The sequence below is a fragment of the Algivirga pacifica genome (assembly GCF_039543525.1).
Lineage (GTDB): Bacteria > Bacteroidota > Bacteroidia > Cytophagales > Flammeovirgaceae > Algivirga > Algivirga pacifica.
Map to the genome: position 1 here is coordinate 1 of NZ_BAABJX010000058.1, position 16,619 is coordinate 16,619.

Below are 16,619 nucleotides of genomic sequence, written 5' to 3' on the forward strand. Positions count from 1 at the left end.
TGTAGGCCCTCGCCTTAGGCGCAATGCCGTCAACTTAAGTTAAATAATAGCACTGTTCACTCGTAGACGATGGGTTGAAAACCCACCGCTAAAAGATTCTCAATCCCATAAATGGGAATTAGGCGCTACGTTCATTCCCATTTATGGGATTAATAATATCAGCGGTAGGCTTTAGCCTATCGTCTACGGGTGAATAGAAATCCTTAAGTAGACGATATTTTACTTAACCAGCCACGCAAGTAGCCTCAACAAAGTACATCTAGAAGTTGGCTAAAAAGGCATGAAGATCCGTATCTTCCCCATTAATGCCTAGCTTTTTTCTCAATCGGAATCTAGCCATATTGATGGCTTTAGGCGATTGAAGGGTAATGGAGGAGATATCCTTGGTACTAAGGTTCAGTCGAAGAAAGGCGCAAAGTTTACGCTCATTGGCCGTCAGGTCAGGATATTTTTCATGTAGCCGCTCGTAGAAATCTTTATGAACTTGTTGAAAGTGGGCTTCAAAGGAGTTCCACATCTGATCTTCCACGGAGGATTGTAAAGAAAAAATGACCTGGCGGACAGGCTTACGGTTCTCAACTTTCAAGCTTTTCTGTAACTTGAGAAGCTCTTCAGTAACCTTGTTGATCAGTTCATTTTTCTGCATCAAGTGCATAATGTTAGACGTCAGTTCTTTGTTCTTGAAGTTGACGTCTTGCTGTAGTTTTTCATTCTCTAAGGCCAGTCGTTGGTGCTTAAGGATCGCTTGTTGCTCTTTATAATAGGCATTCTTGGCCTTACTTTTTTGTAGAAGGTATAAGACAATCGTAATTGCTGTAAGGGCGAGTAAGATGGTCATGATAATGTATATCCTCACCTGAAAGGCTTTTTCTTTCGCCTCTTGTAGTCGTTGCTCTTTTTCAAACTCATATTGCTTGATAAGGGCAGAGATCTTGGAGGCACTTTCCTTTAGATTGATCTTTTCCTTATAATGGGAAAACTTTTGTAGATGAAAGAGTGCCTTCTTGTCATTGTTTTTAGAAAGGTAATATTGGTAGTAAGCCTCATGAACTTCTTTGTAGATATCATCAGAAGTAATGGAATTGGCAATGGCCTCTGCTTTTTGTAAGTAAGGGAGGGCACTATCAAAGCTTTTTAAAGCGAGGTAACAGTTGGCTAGCTCACAATAGGTGCTTACTAAGGTATGATTGCTCCCCAGTTTTTGTTTGAGGGCCAGTGCTTTTTGATATAACTTAATGGCGGAGGAGTACTCGCTTTTATTTTGAAAGAGTTGCCCTTGATTATGATATACTTTGGCTTCAATTTCTTGATTTTTTGATGCCAGGGCCAATTCTAGTGCTTTATTATAATATATACTTCCTTGAAGGGTATCGGCATTTTCAATATTGAGTACTCCCAGGTTAAGTAATATATGTTCTCTAGTACCAGAGATTTTTTTATTAGAAGCGTTATTGTTGGCAAGCTTCAAGGCTTTCTCCATATACTGGCTGGCATTTTGGAAATCTTGCTGTTTGCCGTAAATTAATCCGATGTTATTGTACACCGCTAATAAGCCTTCCTGGTCACCGATGGACTCAAATACTTCTGCCGCTTTCATATAGTACTTGGTCGATTGCATATATAATAGCTGATTGAAATAAATATTTCCATAGGTATTGTACAATCGTCCTTTGTAAGGATGATTTTCTGCACCATCAATCGCTAGCTCAAATTCCGCTATATACTGCATGGCTTTATCCATGTCATTCTCCATGTAAAATATTAACACCTTTAATAAGGCTTCAAGTTGTGCTGCTTCGGTTACTATTTCTTCCCAGTGAGCGGTCAAAGAGTCAATTTCCTCTTGGCTATTCTGGAAAGGTTTGGCATAGACGGAGAATGTTGATATAAGGAAAAAAGTGATAATAAAAATAAATCTCATAGCGGTTAAATAGGTGTGCAAAGTGGCCCTTCTTTACGATTCTATCTGGTACATGAAAAAAATACCAACACCAATTTAACTATTTTAAGAAATTATTAAAACATATTAAGAAAAAAATATAAGTACTTAACTATAGTTTGAATTGCATCTGCATGACAATCATGCCTTTATGCCCTTCTAGAGTAGCGTCGCTTCTATAAATCGGTCGGGAGGAGTATTGAGCTGTAATTTTAAGGGCATGCTTATAAATCATATAGTGTAACCCTGCATCGTATTGTACGGAAGTATCTTCCAGAGCATCTAGATCCTTGATGGCAAGTGCGCCAAAGGGCATGAAACGTTGGTATTTTTTAAACTTGAAAGGAAGCAAGTAGCCGGTACTTAAGTAAGAGACATATCCCGTACCAAAAGTAAACTGTTGTATGCCTACCCCTTGCAAGGGAATGTCTCCGGTAGAAGGTGCGGAGGCAACTCCTCCTAGTGGGGTGGTTTTCCATAAGTAATTATCTCCATAATCGTATCGATAAAATACCCCATAAACACTTAGTGCACTGTTGTTGGGAAGGGGCTTTTCAAAAAATACATCTACAGCCAGGGAGAGTTGCCCATGCTTGGAGACACTTCCATCACTTTCAAGAATTCCAGAGGCTTCGGGTGTCCACTGGAACCCTGTACCCAGGTTTAGAATGGTCCCTTTTTCACCTAGATAAGTAGTTCCTTTAAAGGGAGTGACACTATAGTTTACCCGATCAAAGAAGCCCCAATCTACATAGCCTCTAAAACTATAGTTACTATGTTTTCTGTTTTGAGCAATATTCACTTCTTGTAAGCTGATAATTTGCTCATCGGTAAGCGTGGCATTAGGATCTAGTAAGGGAGTGTTCCAAGCGGCTTGATACCGTAGTTTTCCAATCTCCCCATGAACGAAAATGCCAATCTGTCGTCCAAATAGGTCAGAGACATTGATGTTGGGAAAATTAAAACTAGGGTTATCGAGTGTAAGTATAGAAACGTAGCTGATCTGGGTCAATCGGGAAAGACCTGTAAAAAAATGTTGCCCAGCACCTATGTATAATGATTTATTGAACTTGAACTGTCCCCAAAAATCATGAAAAAACATTCGGGTAGACCGTCCCGTAAAAGGGGAGATACTCGTATTACCAAATTGTGTATAGAAGAAATAACGGCCCTTGGCACTCACCAGCGCAGAGATTCGGGCACGACGAATATCAAAGTCGCTGTAAGTGTCCACCGGCTCCCCGGTGTTTCTGTCCAATGAACTAGGGTTGAGCCAGGCGTATCTGCCCCAAGCTTGTAAGCCAATCCCCATATCAATTTTAGATTCTCCCTCTTTGTCGATCTTAAAACTAAGCCGAGGGGTAGATATAGGCGTTTCTTTTAAAGGTTCTGATTCTTGGGCATAGGAAGTATAGGAAAACGTAATAAAGAGAAGAAGGATAGGGTAAATGGGTTTCATGCTTGTTCGGGTATTAGGTTTACCCTAATTTCAAAAGAAATCTCCGTAATTCATAGGAAGAACTACGGAGAGCTAACATGAATAATAAGCAGAACTATGGAATCAATAAAACCTTCCCAGCACTCTGTCCACTTTCCAGGAATTTATGAGCTTCTTCTCCCTCGGATAATTTGAAACGAACCGGCTCAGCAATTTGAATACTACCGTCCAGCAACCATCCAAATAACTCTTTGGCACGTGTCTGTCTTTGTTCCGCAGAGGTTAAGTAACTCCATAGGTCACCCCCTGTTAAGGTTTTACTGCTGTCCATCAGCATTCTTGGATCTACAGGAGCGGGATCTCCACCACTCATGCCGTAAAACACAACATGTCCTCCTTCTCGACATACCTCAAAGCTATCCATAAGGGTGATGCCTACGCTATCATAAACTACGTCCACGCCTTTGCCTTGGGTAAAGGCCATTACTTCTTCTTTCCAACCTTCTTGAAGCAAAACGACCTTGTCTGCTTTGTTCTCTTTAATTAAGGCTGCTTTGTCCTCACTCCTTGTTAGGCCAATGACGGTAGCACCTTTCATCTTAGCGATCTGTGTCAAGAACTGTCCAACTCCACCGGAAGCAGCATGAATCAATACACTTTCTCTAGCCTGTATAGCATGGCTGTCTTTTGCCAGATAATGTGCCGTTAACCCTTGTAGCAATACGGATGCGGCTAGCTCGAAGGAGATATCGTCACTTAGTGGAATGACATGGTCTTCAGAAACGGTGACCAACTCAGCATTGGCATAAGGTACATCCGCAAAAGCGACACGTTGCCCTTCCTTAAATTGTGGAGACTCAGAAGCGACAATAACTCCTGCTCCTTCATATCCTGCAATATAAGGAGGAGTACCTTTGAGGTGATAGTTCCCTTTTCTACGGTAGATGTCCGCATAGTTGAGACCAATCGCTTCCATGGCAACCAGAACTTCTCCCTTTTTAAGTATAGGGTCCTGAACATCTATGTATTCCATTACCTCAGGCCCTCCAAATTTCGAAAATGTCAGTGCTTTCATTCTTTATCAGTAGTTAAAGTTGTTCATACCGCTACACGGCGTATGTTAATTGAGCTTCGCTCGTTCATGGTGTTTAGTTGATGCTTATGACATATACTTAGTATAGAAACATCATTAGAGTTTATCACGGTTAGTTGTCTATGAGTAAAAAACTACTGAACTGCTTCTAGAGGGTATTAATTTTCAATGATCAATTTTCAATTAAAATGAATCACCCCAAAAGGCTGCTGAACTAGCTCTAGAGTCGATTAATTATTGAAAATTATAAAAGCTATAGCGTACCACTGACCTATTTTAAGAGCTCAGCATTTTCTGCTTATACTAAATTAAACGTGATAAAGTCTATTGATAACCATCATAATGATAAAACAAAATGAAAAATAGGGGGGCGAATATACGACAGTTTATGAACATATCCACTTATCAATGAACAGTCATCGATAAATAGCAAATAATTGAAAATTAATCATTGAAAATTAACTACCACTGCACCAACAATGATCTACAAAAGCATCAATTTGCTCACTGCTCACTGCTCACTGCTCACTGCCTACACAAAGATTTCCTCAATATTCCCTGCCACTTCCAGTCCGGCGTTTCGTCCGGTATCTTCCAGTAAGATGGTTTTATTCTTTTTGTCATAAAGGACAACTTTGAGTTGAGCATTCATGCTTTCCTCTACACGCCCATCCATAAATCCAGCGATAGGAGAGGCTAATCCAGTAGCTTCTTCTCTAAGGGCTTCAATTTGTAGGCGGTATTGGGTGTTTTCCATTTCTAATATCACCTTTTCTTGGTTGGCAAAGGATTTATTCAGTTTGGTGAAATTGTAGGTAGTGAACTCAATCAGTCGGTCTTTCAGCCATACGCCTGCAATAAACCCAGTAAAGGAACTTCCCAACCAAGGAATTTTAGCAATAGAGGCTTTCAGGGAAATACCAGCTTCACTAAAATGATTGGTTTGCATCCAGAAATAGGCACTTGGAAAGGTGTGTCCCCAATCTTTTTCCATGTAGCCCCTTCCTCCTGTAAAATCAACGGCTTCTCCATTGATGTCTAATACCCCCTCAATATGGTGGTTCATGCTCAAGATACCGTGGTAGCACTCCATAAAAGGAATAAAAGAGAAAGGCCCCATAATATTGGGGGAGTACCAGTTATTGGACCAGGGAGCATGTTCCTGGAAATGAAGTGTACCTTCAATATTCGGTAAGGAAAGCTGTATACGATCGTTGGAGAAGTAGTTTTTGTCTATGTTTACTTCAAATCGTTCGCTGCTTGTGGAGAAAGTATCAAAGTCATATTTATGGTAATTGGCCGTAAGCTGTTTTCCATCCAATACTTGCACAAAGGCTTGTTGTGCGCCATTCTCATCCATCGCAATCCCCGGAATAAAGGCAAAGGCACGGTCTTCGGCCTGATTAACAACCTTATAGTACCATCCTTCGAAATAGTTTTTTTTACGTCCCCACCCGTGGTAACGTTCTGCATTAAAGAGGGCTTGAAGTTTTTTGAGTAGCATAGTAGATTCAGTTATCAGTTATCAGTTATCAGTTATGAATTATGAGTGAGCAGGAAGTTAATAGTTAAGTGGGATAATCCCATGGTTCTTTGTGAGGATATACTGAGTTTGTTTCTGAAAACTAGTTTTCTATTCTGGCGATATAGTGTAGGTCTTTGCCTCAGGCGTAATGCTGTTAACTTAAGGATTGCTATTCATCCGTAGACGATAGGCTAATTAAGGTTGAATAAATAACCGACACACTTCCCACGTGAAGAGATGGGTTGAAACCCACCTCTATGTGATGTCACCCCTTCGGGGTTTTGATAAATAACCCCGAAGGGGTGACATCACATAGGGGCGGATTTTAATCCGTCACTATACGAAACATGACGGATAAATATTCAAACTTAATTAGCCCTAGGCGGAGTTGAGGGAAGAATTTATGACGATTATTTATTCAACCTTAATAAGCCTACCGCTGATATTATTAATCCCATAAATGGGAATGAACGTAGCCCCTAATTCCCATTTATGGGATTAAGAACCTTTTAGCGGTGGGTTTCCAACCCATCGTATACGAGGAAATAGTGTGACTGTTTTTCTTAAGGTGATGACATTGCGCCTCGGGCGAGGGTTCAGAAAAGAATAGTGTTTCGACTGGAATCTTAGAGGGGCAACCTGAAGTATATTCAGTAATATATATTGTAATGATCTGGGATGTGATATACTTCGATACTTTATGGGTAGGAGTTTCTTGGGACAAAGTTTAGGAAGGCGCAGAAGTATATACTTTGTTCATGATGTTTAATTGTCGTTGCTTCGCAACTACGTTGATGATGTTTAGTTGTTTTATTGATTGGTAATAACAACTAAACATCATGAACGAGCGAAGCTCAATTAACATACGCCGTGTAACGGGATGAACATCTTTATTCTGCCGCAGGGATTTCATTCCCCCAAAAATCTTCCTTATCACGTTCACGGCCTCCTGTTTGCCAGTAAACACAATGTGGACGATCCTCCGGGAAAAAAGCGTCCGCAGGAACCAGGTCCGACCACACGCCTTCCTCAAAGTAAGCAATAATGGCCTTCCTATTGATATTAACTTTCTTGATCTCGTTTCTATGACAACGAAGGTGATAGATGAAATCATTGATGCTGGAAGCCGGAATCTCTCGGTCTTCCGCCCATATTCTGATCGCGCCTAGGGTCTCTGCAAAGTCAGGCCCTTCATTCGGATATATTTTAGGCATAAAAATACTGTAAAATCTTCTTCAATAATTAATACTGCAAAAATGCAGGAAATATTTGTATGGAAAAAGAAGATAGGATGATTAAAAGATGATCTTGTACAATGTTTTGATGGAAAGGCATTTTTTCGACGATTTCTTTTCTAATTTCATTGTCCTAAAGGACGATTCTTGTGTCTTTATTTAAAATCGTTAACGATCCAATTAAATTACTCATTAGGGATGCGCAAGCATTTCGGCCGAAACTATTTTTATGATGAAACAACTACAAGTGTGCCTCACATTTTTTCTTTTGTTGGTGGGGACGCAATCTTATGCCCAGAACAATTATACCATTAGTGGTTATGTGAAGGAGAAAGGAAGTGGGGAGCTGTTGCCCGGAGTGACTATTTATGATGCCAACTTACAGTTGGGGACTACCACTAATACGTATGGTTTTTATTCCTTGACCCTTCCGGCAGGTAGTCGACAACTAGTGTATACCTTTGTAGGCTATGAACGGGTAGTAAAAACCATTGACCTAAAAGATAATATTACCCTAGACCTAGATTTTTTGCCTTCTACCGTAGAACTGGAAACCGTGGAAGTCAATGCGACCGCACAGGAGCGAGTGAGTGAATCCGTGGAGATGAGTAAGATGATATTACCCGTTTCCCAGATTCAGGACTTACCGGCTTTTTTGGGAGAGAAGGATGTGATTAAAACCTTGCAATTGATGCCCGGGGTACAGTCAGGTAGGGAAGGGAGCAGTGACCTGCATGTAAGAGGGGGAGGAGGAGACCAGAACCTCTTGATTCTGGATGATGCCGTGGTATATAATGCCAATCACTTGTTCGGCTTTTTCTCGGTATTTAATGGAGAAGCACTGAAGAGTGTAGAAGTTTATAAAGGGGGATTTCCTGCACGCTACGGTGGACGATTGTCTTCCGTGATTGATATGAATATGAAAGAGGGGAATAAGGAAGAGTTTCATGGAAGTGCTTCTGTAGGGTTGATTTCCAGTAGCGCGACAGTGGAAGGACCTTTAAAGAAGGGGAAGTCCTCCTTCCTGGTTTCTGGTCGAAGAACCTATGTGGATATTCTGACACGCCCGTTTATGGATGATGATTTCAATGCAGGGTATTATTTCTATGACTTGAATACGAAGGTGAACTATGACTTTGGTCCAAAGAATAAGGTATACGTTAGTGGGTATTTTGGACGTGACCGATTCTATTCCTCGGAAGATTATAGAGATGATGAGTTCAAGGCCGGATTGGAATGGGGAAATGCCACTGGTACGGTCCGATGGAATCACCTATTCAATCAAAAACTTTTTGCGAATGCGACCTTGATTGCCAGTAACTATAAGTTTGGCTTGTTTCAGGATGAAAGATACCAGGAATATCACCCGGATGGGAGGGAGGAAGTGCATTTGAAGATGCGCTATAATTCCAATATTACAGATTATTCCTTCAAATATGATTTGGACTATATGCCTACTGCCAAGCATCAATTAAAAATGGGCGTAATATTAACCAATCACCGTTTTTCACCATCTGCCTTTGTGTTCAAAGGCCCGGAAACAGACATTGATGAGCGTCAGTTGATCAGTACCTTGGAAGGAGGCGTATATATTGAAGATATCTATAAACCAACCGCAAGACTAACCTTAAACCCCGGTTTTCGTTTGAGTACGTTCTACCATGAAGGAAGAACCTATGTACAACCAGAGCCTCGTTTCAATGTGTCTTATGTGGTGAGCAAAGATTTGGCTATAAAGGCCTCTTATGCGATGATGAATCAATACGTCCATCGTTTGAGCAATACAGGAATTGGCTTGCCAACGGACCTTTGGGTATCATCGACCAAGAATGTTTTGCCACAAACCTCTCAGCAAGTAGCGGCAGGCTTGGCTAAAGATATTGATAAGTACGGCTTGACCTTGACGGTAGAAGGGTACTATAAGCGCTCCATCAATGCCATTAGCTACAAAGAAGGAGCATCTTTCTTATTCCTGGAAAACTTATTTGAGGGGGAGAATAATGAGGTGGATTGGGAAAATAATATTACCAGAGGGAATGATACCTCCTATGGTGTGGAGGTGATGCTGCAACGAAAAGTAGGGCGACTGAGTGGTTGGGTAGGATATACCTTATCCTGGAGTGAACGACAGTTTGACGAGCTTAATCTTGGTAAGTCATTTTATGCTCCTTGGGATCAGCGCCATGACCTTTCTATTGCAGGGTCTTATAAAATATCTGACCGAGTAAGTGTGGGGGCTACCTGGGTCTATGGTTCAGGTACGCCATTGACGATGGCCGTTGCAAAAACACCAAGTGATGTTCATAGCCCTGAGTTGGATGCTCATGCCCCTAAGGATCCTCTAGGGCAAACGTATTATTCATACCAACCTACTAGAGACTATTATGGTACGCTGAGTAATTTCAGAAGACCGGCCTACCACCGTATGGATATCGCTTTCCGTTTCCACAAGCAAAAGAAATACTTCCAGCGTACTTGGGAGGTGGGAGCCTACAATGTGTATAACCGACAGAATATGTTCTTCTATACCACCGATTATGAGTATGACTACCGAAATGATCAGGAGTATGCTTATCTGCAGCAGGTCTCTTTGTTTCCGGTGATTCCTTATGTGTCTTATAAAGTTACTTTTTGAAGGATGAAGGATGAAGGATGAAGGATGAAGGATGGGTTCTCCTTGTGGGCACTCCAAGAACAAGAAAAGATATAAGGTAAAAAGTAAAAGGTATTAGGTAAAAGGTGATTAATTTTCTCCTTTCTCCTTTCTCCTTTCTCCTTTCTCCTTTCTCCTTTCTCCTTTCTCCTTTCTCCATACTTATAACCGATATAAAACCAAAATCAACAATGATTAAAAAATATATAATACCATTTCTAATTCTGCCGATAGGGGTACTATTAGGCAGTTGTGAGGATTTCTTTTTAAAAGATATAGACGTAGATGACTTGCCACCTTATGAGAAAATTATGGTGGTACAAGGGTTTATTAGCCCACAACAGGACAGTATAAAAATAGCCTTGAAATTTACTTTACCAACTTGGGGCTTAAGAAACCAGCCTTTGTCAGAGGAAGATCAGTTGGCGTTACGTTCTGCTGTGGTTACTTTAAAAGATGAGGAGCGCTCTGTATCCATTCCTTATGTGGAAGCCCAAGGGGTATATGCCATTAGCCAAGAAGAATTTCCATTACAAGAAGGAACTCGCTATGAACTGACCGTAGAGCGAGAAACACAGCGATTGACGGCTTCTTGTGAAATTCCTAAGAGTAATAATACGCTTGTCATATCATTGTCCGAAAGAGAAAAGGAGAATGATCCGCAATATGGATATGAGCCACAGTATTTACGTTTAACTTGGGAGGATACAAAAGACCAGGTTAATTATTACAATGCTTATGCATATAAAAACGAGTACTATACTTATTATGATGAGCTTGGTAATGAGACACAGCAGGCATATCAGCAACGGTTAACTTATAGTGAAGGATATACCTCAGATTATTTAAGTGATGGCCGATGGCTAGAGGTTGAAGTGAACTACTATGGTTATGGAGAAGGGGAAATAAAAGGAGTACTTTACTCCGTGGACGAGCATTATTATGAATACCATCAAAGTGTTTACAATTACACGGGAGATAACCCTTTTGCTGAACCCCAGAATATCTACACGAACGTAGAAGGAGATGGTACCGGTATTTTCTGTGCATACAGTTATGATTCTACGGCAATCCCTACCATAGAAGTAGAAGGGGTGGAGAATTAAAAATGAAGAATGAAGAATGAAGAATGAAGAATGATCAATTTTCAATTTTCAATTTTTAATTAAAATGAATCACCCCAAAAGCCTACTGAACTAGTTCTAGCGTGTATTAATTATTGAAAATTGATAATTAATCATTGAAAATTATATTTCACATAAAAAATCCCCTTGGAGTAGATCTCTAAGGGGATTTTTTGTACAGAATAGCCTTTTCGGCCTATTCCTATGCAAAATATATCTAGAAAGGACGGTTGCCCTTATTTTTCACACGGACAGGAATTGGCTTCAGCTTTTGCTGTTGTTTAATGGATAGTTGTTTCAGGAACCAAGCAGCTCCAGATAGGATTGTAAACCCAATAATAGAAACTCCGATGTGATAATCCATAAATAAATGGTTGAGGTGGACATTAACTATATTCAGTACAATATAAGTACTCAAGGTTAAGAATAAAAGAAATTTATTTTACCCTCATGGTTATTAACGGAAAAGTACAATCAAAGGTTTTACAATCCCGCTTCCATTTCTGTAATCGTCGATTCCTTACCCGGTGTATACTGTCTACCGCCTTTAGAAAGTGACATTTCCTTGCTTCTGTATACAGGACGTAATTTTTCCTGAACAAACAAATTAGCTTGATCACTATAGTGTGGAGAGGTAGGGTCTAAGGTTGCCGTTCCATAGTTATGGATGGCTTTGGAAGAAATTACACCATTGCTATCCCATTCTACCATCATGATATAACTGTCTCCGGCACGGTTGTGTAGTTGACCATCCTCATTTAGAGGTCCTCCGTAGACTGCTCTTAAGATATCTGGTCCACCACTAATCGGCAGACTGACCTCACCTCTGACATGACGATTGACCTGACCATAGGTGGGAGCATAGGTATTATAATGTTCTTCTAATTGATCGACTGCTTGCACAAATGCTTCTTGAATTACTTCAGAAGACACCTTTTTTCCTTGAGCTTGCTGAATAGGGGCTAGCGTTAGTACCCCTAAAGCGGCAGCGGTATTATCAAGATGTGTACTAAGGTCCCAGGACTGTAAATGCAGGAAAGCCTTTTCATAGACCGTGCCTTTCCAAACTTCTGGAATAGGTTGTGAGAGCCATTCACGAAGCCTTTTGGCTTGAGTAGAAGCTGGGTGGTAACTTAAGTCATACTTGAACTGCTCAAATTCTTTGGAAGAAATTTTATCTTCCAGTCCATAGAGCGTCTCAATTTGCAAGGCTCTATTGGTTACAAAAGACTCTATTCCCATAGAAGGAGGGAAATCCTGAGACTTAGGATCATCATTTCCATCCGTAGCCTGAAAAGGAGGATTGTTGGCGTTATAGACTAAGCCCGTAGTTGGGTTGACCGTCTTAGGGGTATCCTGATAGGGACGATAAGTATTCCAAATAAGCTCAGAGCGGTCACCCGGTAGGTATTTTTTCCAGTCCCATCCTTCGATGCGGTGGGGAAATTGAGCATTATAGAAATGTGCAATATTGCCTTCTTTATCAGCGTAAACATAATTGATACTTGGCATGGCCTGCATACGCATCGCCTCTTCAAATTCTTCAAAATTGGAGGCCTTGTTTAAGCGATACATAAAGTCCAGCTGTCGGGTTTCTCCCCTTCCAGCCCAGTTGATCGCAAAGTACCCCTCTTCCGTTTCCATCACAGGGCCATGTGCAGCAATAAGAATATCTTTCTTGACCGTCCATCTTAAAGGGCCAAATAATTTGACTGTCATAGAGGCTTCTTTCATCTCAAAGTTATGCCATGCGCCATCCATCCAGTATTGCTGATCGTTTTCAGGGTTGATTTTTAGCACGTAGATATCTGTCAGGTCCGGTTTGTTGACCGTGTTCGCCCAACCTAAGTGTTCGTTGTGTCCATGAATAATGATAGGCGCACCGGGAAAAGTAGCCCCAGCCATATTCCATCCTTCTTCGGAATGTAGAGAAGCTTCGTACCAGGCTACGGGTCCTGTTAGTGGTTGATGGGAGTTGATGAGCAAGTGGGTACGCCCTTCCTCACTTCGATGAGGAGCGACAGCAATTCCCTGACTTCCGACAGGTAAATGCTCCGAAGGTTGCCATACCAATGGCTGTTCCCCTTCTTTTGCAATCTCTTTTGGAATAGATGTGTCGAATAGCTTTCCAAGCTCTTTATCGAACCCATAAAATAAAGGGGTTTTAAAAGTAAATCCCGCGACAACATCTTCTCCCTTAAATGGAAAAGCATAAGGAGAAACTTTGTCAGGGTTTTCTGCAGCATATAGGTTCAGTCCATCGGCATAGGCTTCGGCGATAGCTTTAGTATGTTCGGGAAGGGTATCATACCCCTGAGCAACGGCTTCCCATATTCCCATCCATTGAATCAGATAATCTGTCTTGGCGGCTTTAGGACCCTTTTCAGCGGCTAGCTTTCCTCTGGTAGCAAGCATCACATCTTGTATGGTGGCAAAGTCATCCTCGGCATGGGCATAACCCAGTCCAAAAGCGGTATCTTTATCTTTCTTTCCAAAGATGTGTGGAATTCCCCATTCGTCTCGAATAACGTCTACATTGTAAGCGTGTGCCTTTTCCTTAAAGGGTGTCATATCCGGAAGAGAAGGAAGCGTACTGTAGGCAATTGTAAAAATCCCACCAACGAGCAGCCCCAATACTAAAAGAGTAGTATAGCGTTTTTTCATGGTTGTTGAAGTCTGTTTAATAGGTGTGTTCAAAAAATGGTATAAGATAAAGGTAGGAATTATTGATTGGAAAGCCATTCGTAAGGAGCGTAAGCCCCAAAATACTGGTCGTAGCGTCCTCGCTACGACCCACCAGCGCCTTCCCCGAGGGTCCACCCTCGGGTTAACTGCATTATAATTGAAGTAGCCCTCCCTACCTTTCTGCTTCATCAAAACATAAAACCATATGGGCAGAAAGTATAAAATCCACGAATCCGATTACCCTTATTTTCTTACGTTCACGATTGTGGGATGGATAGACCTCTTTACAAGACGCTGTTATGCAGATCTTATGGTTGAGAGTCTACAGCATTGCCAAGAAAATAAAGGATTAAAGGTAGGAGGGTGGTGTATTATGAGCTCTCATTTACACCTTATTTTGTATACGGAAGATAACCAACCCTTGGAAGGGATTATTCGAGACCTGAAAGCCTATACCGCCAAGGAAATCTGGAAAACACTGAACAACAATGATCAGGAGAGTCGTAAGCGATGGATTTCCGGCATGATGAAAAAAGAAATAGAGTACAGTTCCAGAAATTCTACTTTTCAGGTTTGGATGCAACATAATCACCCTATTTAATTATCCAATGATGAGAAACTGAGGCAACGGTTAAATTATTTACATGAAAATCCAGTGAAGGCTGGGTTAGTGAGAAAGGCAGAAGATTGGGTGTATAGTAGTGCTATTGATTATGAAGGGGGGAAGGGGTTGCTGGACATAGACTTTTTGTTTTGAACCGAGGGTGGACCCTCGGGGAAAGCGCTGGTGGGTCGTAGGCTGGAGCCTACGACCAGTTGTCAATCGCCAACTGTTTTTGAGCTTATGCTTTAAACACCACATTCTTCATGATAGTAAGTTGCTACTTTTTCTTAGTATGATTACATTGCAAGGCTGTAGTGGGAACGTAGATGTTATACTTTTTGAATTAAGCGAATGCCAGCATTTCATTCTGTAGACCAACTGCTTCTGGAACTGGGAAACCATAAGGTCCGGAAGGTTGTAGATATCATTTTTAAGCATAACGAGGTTACTCTGGATCGACTGATTGATCTCCTAGAAGGAGATGAGAAGTTCGTGAGAAGTATGCTAGCCAAGGAAATCATCTCTACCGATGATGATGAGAAGGTACGCATGGATGAGCGACTATTGTCCTTTTTGGAAGGATTCATGGAGGTACGGGAAGAAATCCAGAATTTTGAGGTGGATGCCCGTATCAAGGGACTTCGTCGCAGAATGAGGCTTTATGAGATGGAAGATGACTATCTCGAAAAGCAGCAGCATATCGACAAGATCAAGAGCGAACTGAAGCGTATCGGGAAGGTGATCAAGCGAAATGTGATCGACCTGAGCCGTTTGGTTATGCAGGATTATAAGACGGCTGATAATGCGGAGGTGAGGAAAGAAAAAATTCTTGATCATAACGATAAGGCCGATCGACTATTGACGCTGATCCAAGGGTTGGAAGAGATGTTGCAGGAAGAGCATATCTTCTCATCGGTACAGGATGAACAGTTGCATCGTATTGCCAATAATCTTCGCCACGACTATCTTAAGCCTGCCCGCACCAACCTCATTGAACTTAGCCAGGAGATCGTAGCCTTTATCAACCGTATCATCTATCATCAGCGAATCTTCAAAAAGTTGATGAAGATCAAGCGATTGAGAGATCACTACGAGTTGGAGAAGTATACCAATATTGAAGAGATCCTGGAACAGGATGATAAGTTGTTTAATGATTCCCGCCCTTCTTTTCGTACCAAGCCTTCTTTGGAGTTTTTGCGTTCCGATGATGGGTATGAGATGATTCTTAAGTTGGCGACCCGTCAGCATCACCAATCCTTGAAGTTGCTGAAGGCAGGGGAAGCGTTGGATCAAAGCTTGATCAATACAGCAGCGGTGGTCGAGCAGCGTATCAACTATCGCAGTATTAAGGATAAATTTTTGCAGTCAGGGAAAGACCTGTTCACTTTTATCATGGAGTATCCCTTCAAGGTAGAAACACCTTTTGAGGAAAGAGTTAAGGTGTATTGTAAGATTGCCTTGCTGTATGCCGATGAACTGGACTACTCGGAAGCGAACGACAATAGGCTGCAAATGAACGGTTATGAGTTTGCGAATATTGCTGCAGGTACGCCCAAGGCGAAAAGGCAGACCAAAGCAGTAGCTTCTGTCTAAATGCGATTTGCAAAGTAAAAGCTAAAGCTCAACGCTCCAAAGGAGCAACTCAACTCACCGAAGGTGAAATTCAACAGCCCGAAGGGCTACTCAACCAGCCGCGCAAGCGGCCTCAACAATAATTAACCATTTACGGAATTGGATCATATAAAGAAATATATCAGTAAAGCTTTTGAGGTATTGAGTGCCGGGCATTTTATCAGTGCCAATAGCTCCAGAACCGAGATCAAACGTTTATATGAAGTGATAGAGGAATACTTCGAGGATTTTTATAACTACTTCGAGCCTTTGAATTTTTTCTTGGGAAGAGGGAATAACTACTTCTACTTTTCAAGGGAGCAGCAACGCCAAACGGTAGAGCAGAAAGTAGAGCGATTCTATCGCTATATCGACTACCTGGCTTTCTTTAGGGTATACGATAACCTCTTTTCGGAGGGGACTCGTTTTACGCTAGGAGATTTAGAGCAACGTTGTAAGGCAAATACGGACCTAATGGAAATTCTAAAGCGAATGAATCTGGAGAAGGAAACCGTAAGAGATAGAGTGCAGAAGATTGTCGAGCAAATGACCAGAGAGTCTTTCTTCGAATGTGAGAACCCCGAAACCCAAAGCTATAAGGTGCTTTCGGCTTATAATTACTTTGAGGAGATCATTGAAATGCTTGACATCGATCAAACTGACGAACAGTAAATAACCATCACACTACCAACTCGCTTTGTTGAATCGTTGA

General features: G+C 41.4%; 12 protein-coding genes. 5 read left to right on the forward strand and 7 right to left on the reverse strand.

All coding sequences use genetic code 11. The features are described 5' to 3' along the window. Positions 1 to 259: 259 nt before the first annotated feature. The 5 genes from ABD985_RS18370 to ABD985_RS18390 form a co-directional block, all read right to left on the reverse strand. Positions 260 to 1,921: a tetratricopeptide repeat protein gene (locus tag ABD985_RS18370; protein WP_345374307.1), complete on the reverse strand. Its 1,662-nt coding sequence runs from the start codon at positions 1,919 to 1,921 to the stop codon at positions 260 to 262. A 130-nt stretch (positions 1,922 to 2,051) separates the two neighbouring features. Further along, the gene (locus ABD985_RS18375) at positions 2,052 to 3,398 is read right to left on the reverse strand and encodes a hypothetical protein (RefSeq protein ID WP_345374309.1); all 1,347 of its coding nucleotides are present in this window, start codon (positions 3,396 to 3,398) and stop codon (positions 2,052 to 2,054) included. Between the two features lie 94 nt (positions 3,399 to 3,492). Next, positions 3,493 to 4,452, reverse strand: a complete 960-nt coding sequence (locus ABD985_RS18380; RefSeq protein ID WP_345374311.1) for a quinone oxidoreductase family protein — start codon at positions 4,450 to 4,452, stop codon at positions 3,493 to 3,495. Positions 4,453 to 5,002: 550 nt separating this feature from the next. Then, positions 5,003 to 5,974, reverse strand: a complete 972-nt coding sequence (locus ABD985_RS18385; protein ID WP_345374312.1) for a tocopherol cyclase family protein — start codon at positions 5,972 to 5,974, stop codon at positions 5,003 to 5,005. Positions 5,975 to 6,885: 911 nt separating this feature from the next. Further along, entirely contained in the window at positions 6,886 to 7,209 is a 324-nt protein-coding gene (locus ABD985_RS18390) for a hypothetical protein (RefSeq protein WP_345374313.1), read from the reverse strand. 250 nt (positions 7,210 to 7,459) lie between these two features. Here ABD985_RS18390 and ABD985_RS18395 point away from each other — a divergent pair, with 250 nt between their 5' ends. Further along, positions 7,460 to 9,865 carry a TonB-dependent receptor gene (locus tag ABD985_RS18395; RefSeq protein WP_345374315.1) on the forward strand — a complete coding sequence of 802 codons (2,406 nt, stop codon included), beginning with the start codon at positions 7,460 to 7,462 and terminating at the stop codon, positions 9,863 to 9,865. 209 nt (positions 9,866 to 10,074) lie between these two features. After that, the gene (locus tag ABD985_RS18400; protein WP_345374317.1) at positions 10,075 to 10,989 is read left to right on the forward strand and encodes a DUF4249 domain-containing protein; all 915 of its coding nucleotides are present in this window, start codon (positions 10,075 to 10,077) and stop codon (positions 10,987 to 10,989) included. 235 nt (positions 10,990 to 11,224) lie between these two features. Here ABD985_RS18400 and ABD985_RS18405 read toward each other — a convergent pair whose 3' ends face one another. Continuing rightward, positions 11,225 to 11,371, reverse strand: a complete 147-nt coding sequence (locus ABD985_RS18405) for a hypothetical protein (RefSeq protein WP_345374319.1) — start codon at positions 11,369 to 11,371, stop codon at positions 11,225 to 11,227. Between the two features lie 119 nt (positions 11,372 to 11,490). Continuing rightward, complete coding sequence (locus tag ABD985_RS18410) at positions 11,491 to 13,671, reverse strand: penicillin acylase family protein (protein WP_345374321.1); 2,181 nt, start codon at positions 13,669 to 13,671, stop codon at positions 11,491 to 11,493. 226 nt (positions 13,672 to 13,897) lie between these two features. On the opposite strand from ABD985_RS18410, the gene ABD985_RS18415 reads away from it, so the two are divergent. The 3 genes from ABD985_RS18415 (at position 13,898) to ABD985_RS18425 (ending at position 16,579) form a co-directional block, all read left to right on the forward strand. Then, positions 13,898 to 14,293 carry a transposase gene (locus ABD985_RS18415; RefSeq protein ID WP_345374323.1) on the forward strand — a complete coding sequence of 132 codons (396 nt, stop codon included), beginning with the start codon at positions 13,898 to 13,900 and terminating at the stop codon, positions 14,291 to 14,293. A gap of 354 nt (positions 14,294 to 14,647) precedes the next feature. After that, on the forward strand, positions 14,648 to 15,889 hold the full coding sequence (locus tag ABD985_RS18420; protein ID WP_345374325.1) for a hypothetical protein: 1,242 nt from the start codon (positions 14,648 to 14,650) through the stop codon (positions 15,887 to 15,889). Positions 15,890 to 16,027: 138 nt separating this feature from the next. Continuing rightward, on the forward strand, positions 16,028 to 16,579 hold the full coding sequence (locus tag ABD985_RS18425) for a condensin complex protein MksE (RefSeq protein ID WP_345374327.1): 552 nt from the start codon (positions 16,028 to 16,030) through the stop codon (positions 16,577 to 16,579). Positions 16,580 to 16,619 lie beyond the last annotated feature (40 nt).

Bases quoted from the DNA above. Each gene is read 5' to 3' on its own strand.
- ABD985_RS18405 (WP_345374319.1), bottom strand. From the start codon at position 11,371: ATGGATTATCACATCGGAGTTTCTATTATTGGGTTTACAATCCTATCT.
- ABD985_RS18380 (WP_345374311.1), bottom strand. From the start codon at position 4,452: ATGAAAGCACTGACATTTTCGAAATTTGGAGGGCCTGAGGTAATGGAA.
- ABD985_RS18375 (WP_345374309.1), bottom strand. From the start codon at position 3,398: ATGAAACCCATTTACCCTATCCTTCTTCTCTTTATTACGTTTTCCTAT.
- ABD985_RS18420 (WP_345374325.1), top strand. From the start codon at position 14,648: ATGCCAGCATTTCATTCTGTAGACCAACTGCTTCTGGAACTGGGAAAC.
- ABD985_RS18370 (WP_345374307.1), bottom strand. From the start codon at position 1,921: ATGAGATTTATTTTTATTATCACTTTTTTCCTTATATCAACATTCTCC.
- ABD985_RS18410 (WP_345374321.1), bottom strand. From the start codon at position 13,671: ATGAAAAAACGCTATACTACTCTTTTAGTATTGGGGCTGCTCGTTGGT.
- ABD985_RS18395 (WP_345374315.1), top strand. From the start codon at position 7,460: ATGATGAAACAACTACAAGTGTGCCTCACATTTTTTCTTTTGTTGGTG.
- ABD985_RS18400 (WP_345374317.1), top strand. From the start codon at position 10,075: ATGATTAAAAAATATATAATACCATTTCTAATTCTGCCGATAGGGGTA.
- ABD985_RS18385 (WP_345374312.1), bottom strand. From the start codon at position 5,974: ATGCTACTCAAAAAACTTCAAGCCCTCTTTAATGCAGAACGTTACCAC.
- ABD985_RS18415 (WP_345374323.1), top strand. From the start codon at position 13,898: ATGGGCAGAAAGTATAAAATCCACGAATCCGATTACCCTTATTTTCTT.
- ABD985_RS18390 (WP_345374313.1), bottom strand. From the start codon at position 7,209: ATGCCTAAAATATATCCGAATGAAGGGCCTGACTTTGCAGAGACCCTA.